The organism is Streptomyces sp. NPDC050743 (assembly GCF_044456925.1).
Taxonomy (GTDB): domain Bacteria; phylum Actinomycetota; class Actinomycetes; order Streptomycetales; family Streptomycetaceae; genus Streptomyces.
Genome location: NZ_JBITGJ010000223.1, coordinates 1 through 5,928, shown reverse-complemented (window position 1 = coordinate 5,928; position 5,928 = coordinate 1). Strand labels below are relative to the sequence as shown.

The 5,928-nt window shown below is 69.0% G+C and carries 7 protein-coding genes; 3 read left to right on the top strand and 4 right to left on the bottom strand.

Annotated elements, in window-relative coordinates:
• Positions 1 to 270 precede the first annotated feature (270 nt).
• On the top strand, positions 271 to 855 hold the full coding sequence (locus ACIBJF_RS51605; protein WP_399184831.1) for a thioredoxin family protein: 585 nt from the start codon (positions 271 to 273) through the stop codon (positions 853 to 855).
• A complete protein-coding gene (locus ACIBJF_RS51600) occupies positions 852 to 1,364 on the top strand; it encodes a hypothetical protein (RefSeq protein ID WP_399184830.1) in 513 nt (170 codons plus the stop codon). The genes ACIBJF_RS51605 and ACIBJF_RS51600 overlap by 4 nt, the downstream gene beginning before the upstream one ends.
• A gap of 22 nt (positions 1,365 to 1,386) precedes the next feature.
• Here ACIBJF_RS51600 and ACIBJF_RS51595 read toward each other — a convergent pair whose 3' ends face one another.
• Both ACIBJF_RS51595 and ACIBJF_RS51590 read right to left on the bottom strand, forming a co-directional pair.
• Positions 1,387 to 1,614: a DUF5133 domain-containing protein gene (locus tag ACIBJF_RS51595; RefSeq protein ID WP_399184829.1), complete on the bottom strand. Its 228-nt coding sequence runs from the start codon at positions 1,612 to 1,614 to the stop codon at positions 1,387 to 1,389.
• Positions 1,615 to 1,858: 244 nt separating this feature from the next.
• A complete protein-coding gene (locus ACIBJF_RS51590) occupies positions 1,859 to 2,086 on the bottom strand; it encodes a hypothetical protein (RefSeq protein ID WP_399184828.1) in 228 nt (75 codons plus the stop codon).
• Positions 2,087 to 2,235: 149 nt separating this feature from the next.
• On the opposite strand from ACIBJF_RS51590, the gene ACIBJF_RS51585 reads away from it, so the two are divergent.
• Entirely contained in the window at positions 2,236 to 2,646 is a 411-nt protein-coding gene (locus tag ACIBJF_RS51585) for a hypothetical protein (RefSeq protein ID WP_399184827.1), read from the top strand.
• Between the two features lie 198 nt (positions 2,647 to 2,844).
• Here the strand turns inward: ACIBJF_RS51585 and ACIBJF_RS51580 are convergent, their stop codons facing one another.
• Together ACIBJF_RS51580 and ACIBJF_RS51575 are read right to left on the bottom strand one after the other, a co-directional pair.
• The gene (locus ACIBJF_RS51580; RefSeq protein ID WP_399184825.1) at positions 2,845 to 3,936 is read right to left on the bottom strand and encodes a hypothetical protein; all 1,092 of its coding nucleotides are present in this window, start codon (positions 3,934 to 3,936) and stop codon (positions 2,845 to 2,847) included.
• A 246-nt stretch (positions 3,937 to 4,182) separates the two neighbouring features.
• Positions 4,183 to 5,250, bottom strand: coding sequence for a hypothetical protein (locus tag ACIBJF_RS51575; protein WP_399184824.1), 1,068 nt, complete (start codon positions 5,248 to 5,250; stop codon positions 4,183 to 4,185).
• Between the last annotated feature and the right edge of the window lie 678 nt (positions 5,251 to 5,928).

The window sequence follows — 5,928 nt, the reverse complement described above, 5'->3', positions numbered from 1 at the left end:
CGGCCCGCCCCCCCGCGCCGCCCCCCCCCACGCCCAGGTGGGGGACCCGCCACCCCGGTGCCACCGCGGCCGGTGGAGCACACCCGGGGGTGTCCTCCACGGGCCGTTCGCCTGCTCGATCCGGCTCAGCCGAGAGGGGCCAGGCAAGAGGCCGATCGTGCGTGGCCTACCCAGGCGCATGGGCACAAAGGCTGTCACCAAGCCGGGTGAGAACTGGACTCCGACTACCGCTATCCTCCTGCGACTGATCACTTACGTGAGGGGAACCCCATGCGCCGAATACGCCTTGTACTGGCGGCCGCGATATCAACCGTTGCGCTCACCGCAGGGTGTGCTTCGAGCAGTACCACCACCTCCCAGGCCCCGCTTGCCACGGCGACGACGCCCACCGCGACAGGGTCTACCGGCAGCAGCCCCAGTCCAGCGGCAGCATCGGCAACCGCTCAAGCCCTCCCCGACGGATACGATGCCACCCGCAACGCGAAGGACGACATCAAGGCAGCCCTTGCGGAAGCGGTAAAGGACCATCGGGAAGTGCTGATCGACTTCGGCGCCAACTGGTGTCCGGACTGCAGGACTCTGGATGTGATGTTCCGTTCGGCCCAGGTCGAACCGCTGCTGCAGAAGGGCTACGTCGCGGTCGCCGTCGATGTGGGCCAGTTCAATCACAACCTCGGTCTCGCCAGCCAGTACGTCAATCTGCGCACCAGCGGGATTCCGGCCCTGGTCGTCCTGAAGTCCGACGGCACCCTGCGGACCGCCACCAACGACGGTTCCTTCTCCAACGCCCGAACCATGGAGCCGAGCCAGGTCAGCGCGTTCCTGACTCGCTGGTCGCCCAGCGGAAGCCAGTGACCACCCCACGTTGGCGCAGTGTCGCCCTCGGCTCAGCCGCAGCAGCAGTTCTCATCCTCAGCGGCTGCGGCGAAAAACGAGTCCCTGAACCCACAGAGCACGCCACGGCCAACGGAGTCACGGTCACTGTCACGCTGCTGCCTGCAGCCAACGGTCAGCGCGAACTGCAGGCAACCTTCAGCCCACAACAGCCTGGCTTCCACATTTACAGCATCGACCTCCCCTCACAAGGTGTCGACGGACTGGGCATCCCCACCAGGCTTTCCGTCCACGGCGATCTCACCGCTGTTGGCAAGCCGCCGTCAGCGAACCTCGTGACCCGGCTCCTTCGACCAACGGGCCTCCAGAGCGAGATTCCCGTCTATCCGGACGGCCCCGTGACGTTCACCATGCCGGTCCGGCAAACCGGCTCCCACCAAGCCGACGTGGTCGTCAGCTACGGGGCCTGCAGTGAGAGCCGATGCCTCATGCCCGTCACTGGCGAAGTGATCCACCTCAATCTCAACTGACCCCGACCGACCAGCGAAGCAGTCAGGTTGCAAGGAGGGAGTCGTCCTCGACCCGGGCACCGGGCAGCCGGTGCTGGGCTGCGATGAGAGCGGCGTCGATATCGCTGGTACCGGTCGACACACACAGCGTGTAAGCAATGTCGTCCATCCGCCGCCGCACCTCCTCATGCCCCTCTTCCGCATGCAGGACACGCAGCGTCTCGTACTGCTCAATCAAGTTCTTCAACACGGCCGGGTGCGCCATGAGCATCACAAGCCTCCCTTGCAACCACCATTCGCATGCGTCTTACACCGACTCATGTGCCCCGCCCCCCGGACACCATTCCCACGCTGTCCAACCACGCGGCTTGAGTTCCGAGCCAGCACGGACTCAGTCGAAGGCAGTGCCTGGAGCCGCAGCCGATCCCCGAAACGGGGAGATGCCACGAGGCCTGTTCGCCTCCGCTTCCGCGCGGGCGGCGACTTCCTCTTCCGCCTGGCGCCATCAGCATCCCTCAGCGGGTGCGGCCTGCTCCCCTGACCTGGTCTGGCCGGGGCGTGTAGTGCTGCCGCTGGTCGGCAGGGCCGACGGCGTCGGTGGGCTGCTCCGACTGCTGGCGGTCGGCGATGGCGCGGCGGCGTGCATCGGCCTCGCGTGTGAAGGCGGCGAACCGAACAAGGTTCTCCGGCGTGCGCAGCCACGTCGCCGGATCCGTCGTGCAGCCCTCCAGCAACTCCGGCATCGCGGCCTGCTGGTGGGCGTGGACGGCGGCGGCCCGCTGCGCAGGCCGCCCATATTCAACTTGAGTCTCACCATGATGATCACGGGGCGGTCTGATCGACGCCGGCATCGTCGGCTTCTGCTGTCAGACCTCCCGTTTACGGTGGTGGCATGCGTTATCTGGTTGAAGTGTTCGCCGTCGGGGCACTGCGTCGTGGAGCAGAGATCGAGCAGTTCCTCGGGCCGAAGGAGCACAACGGCGAGCGGGGCGTCGCATGGGTGGAGATCTGGCCGCGGGAGCATGGCTACGTGATCACGCTGTACGGCGGCGTGGATCGGGCCGACGGCTACCAGGGACAGCGGAATCTCTACGAGCTTGCACCGTTCCTCTACCCGCATGAGGACGACGAGGATATGCCCTTCTGTGAACTCGGGATCGCATCCGAGCCGCTGGGGGCGCTCGAGCTGGCAGAGTCGCTGACCGGGGCGGTCCGGAGCAGATGGATGAACCGCGGCCTCGGCATGGACGAATATGCCGACTACGTACGAGCGGGCGGCCCAAGCGTGTGGCCTGTCAGCTAGGGCCGACTCGGCATGCACTGGTCTCACCAGCGAAGACGCCAGTACTCACCGCGTCGGGCTGAGTCAGATCACGAAGTCCGACTGCCGTACCAAGCACCGACCACGGCCCCGGCCATGGGGCTGCTTCCCGCCGTGACCATGGTCGGGGTCTCGTGGTCGGGGTTTGGTCGGGGACCCGGGGTTCCGCTCTCAGCGGTCTCATACCTGGTCGGTGAGCGGAGGCAGCAGACCGTCGCCGGGCCAGAGGGCTTGCTCGGCCACGAGCTCGGTGAGGTACCTGCCGATTTCTGCAAGGACCGCATCGCGCTCCGTGTCCCCGTAGACGAGGAAGTCGTCGGCTACGGCGTCGTAGGCGCGGACGTGGTTGTGCGGCCCTGTACACAGCAGGGCCCGCGCGATCTCAGGCAGGCCGAGGCTGAGGGCGTCGCACCGCTCTGCGTGGACGAGCTGGACCAGGTCGGTGGTGACGCCCTCCCAGTCGCCGACCTTGGGCCAGTCGGCACCGCCGCCCAATTCGTGGGTGAGGGCGGCCAGCGGGATGATCTCGCCCGTTCGACGACCACGGGTGAGGAGGTCGTGGATGCGGACGCCGTCGGGCTGGCGCACCTGCGGGTGCAGCAGGGAGGCGGCGGCCACCACGGTGGTGTTGATCTCCTGCACACCGTCGCCGGGGTAATACGGCTCGTGTGCGAAGAGCAGGTAGACGTCCGTGGTGCGCATCGCGTTGTCGGGCTGGGCCTGGGTCATGGGGCGCTCTCCCTTCAGTGCTGGCGTGCCGGGCGTGCGGCGGGGCGTTGGCGAGGTCGTGCGCGTAAGGCTGGGCGGGTACGGGCCCAGCCGCGCCTCGTGCTCGCCGGGCTGGTTCTCTTCGCCGGAGCGGGCCTCGGTGCGGATGCGCTCCAGGGTCTGGGTGACTTGGCTGGCGAGCTGGACCATCAGCCGTTCGTGATCGATGAGTTGAGCCGAGACATTGCGGGTTTCCTGATCCTGGAGCAGGCCGGCGGCGTCCCACAGCAGGTGCTGGCCGATCTCGGCCGAACGGCGCAGCGCGTAGCGGTCGTTGTCGGCGGCGGCTTGGACGAGGTAGGTGTGCAGGGCGGCGAGACGCTGCAGGTACTGGCAGGCCGCGCTGTCTTCCACAACGCGGACGTGTTCGCCGGCCCGTTCGTCGAGGCGGTCGGGCAGGTACTCGGTGAGCAGGGGTGCGAGCAGCATCGCCGGCAGCACGATGTCGGCAGGGGCGCCGCGGTTCAGGGCGAACAGGGCCGCGAAGAGGCTGATGACCCCCACGGCGACGGTAATTCTTTGGGCGCTCGGGCAGAGTGCCGTCACCGGGTACGGTCCAGGCCAGCCACCCCCACCCGGTGCGCTCGTACACGAGTACGGGCTCGCACGTGCCGGTGCATGCCGTGTCGCGGCAGACGTGGCCGGTCCGCAGCGCACGCTCCTGTTCCGCCTCCCACCGTCGGGGATCGCAGGCGAAGGGACACAGAGGCGGCTGGGGTGTCATCCGGGGCGGTGTGTGAGCCGTTTCCGTCATTCGGTGCTCGCTTCCAAAGGACTGGTCAGGGCGGACGCACAGGTGGTGCAGCGGCCGTCGCCATCGGGATGGGCACGCTTGCGTGTGGGGCCCGGGCAGGTGCGGCACAGCGGCCAGCCCAGGCAGGCCGGGCAGAGGTCTTCGCCGGGGGCGGCTCCGGGGCGGCCGCAGCCCGCGCATTCGACGAGGGCCCGGTAGGTGAGGGCTTCGCTCACGGTGCGGGCGGCCGGCGCCGCCGACGACCGGCGGTCAGAGGGTGCGAATGGCTCCTGGAGCGAGGGCCCGTCGTGCCGGCCGGCGGCGGTGGCGGGTGGCGGGTAGGCCTGGGCGGCGCGGAGCCGGGCGGCGATGATCGCGCCGACGGAGGTGCGCACCGGCTTCGGCAGCGGCCGGCCAGCGATGACGTGCCGCAGTTGCTCGCTGCTCCAGCCGGCCTGAAGCATCACGGTCACGACGCGGCCCTGGTCCGTCAGCGCCTGTCTGGTCAGGAGGAGTTCGGGGCGAGCCGCTCCGAGTTCGAGCAGCAGTTGGATCCCCGGGTGCATCGCATCCGCCGCCGGCGCGGGCTTCGGCGTGTCCGGCCGGTCCGTCCGTCCTGGTGCTCGCGTGGCTTGGCTGGGGCACGGACGGAGGGATCTGGTGTTCTGCTTGTTGGTGTTCTTTCTGTTGGTGTTCTTAGTGGGCCGATGAACCGACGTCGGGTTATCCACCGGTGGAAAACCCGACATCGGCCCGGACCTGCTGTTTTCCAAGCTGGGCAGGTCGGTGATGACGTACGCGGCCGCACCGAGGGTGCCATCCCGGTTGCGCTCGCGCTCCCTCAGCAGAAAGCCGTGCTTTCGAAGCTCCTTAAGCCCGCTCTTCACAGCCGCCTCGCCGTCGCGGCCGCGGCGCGCCAGGTCGGTGACGGTCAACCGCCAGCCGTCCCGGTGCGTACTGATGAGTCCGAACAGCCCGTTCGCCTTGAAGGACAACCTGGTATCCCGGAACAAGCCGTTGGCGATCTGGGTGAACTGGTCCGCCCCCATCACCCCGCGCCGGACCCCCGCCCCGAAGCGGCTCATTGCGATCCCTCGCGCACCATGAGCGAGCCGCCCTGAGGCCCTGGGGCGAGCGGGCGGGCGTGCGGTGGCCGGGGGCGCTGAGTTAAGGAGGCGTGCGCGCGGTCCATCCCGTCAGCTCATCCAGTGCCCCCGACCAGGCTGACGGCCATGAGCCCCGACCACCTGTCACGATCCGGCAACGGAGCCGTCTAGCTGCCGTGGTCGGGCTCATGGTCTGGGCCGACCACGCCCTCTTCACCCCTAGTGTGCACCTTGCGCAACCCGACTGCGCAACCGGCACGCAGCGCTGGATGGGCGATGCGCAATCGGGCTGCGCAACCAACCGAGGATCCTGCGCAGTCGCGTGACGCGGTACGGCTGCGCACCGAGGCTTCCTGATCTTCCGTTGCGCAGGACCGGTGGCGCCTGCGCAGGCACCCGTCGAGGGCAGGGGCGACTGCCTTTACGCATCGAAGGCGGCCCCCTGGCCGAGCGTCACCTGGTCGCCCAGCAGTCCCCTGGCCCGGCAGAACCGGACGCGATGTCCTGGCCTCGTCTCACGGCCAGGCCCGTGGGGGGGGGGGGGGGGGGGCCCCACCCCCCCCCCCCCCCCCCCCCGCCCCCCCCCCCCCCCCCCCCGTGGGGGGGGGGGGGGTGGGGGGTGGGGGGGGGGGGGCGCCCGGGTATAAAAAGAACGCA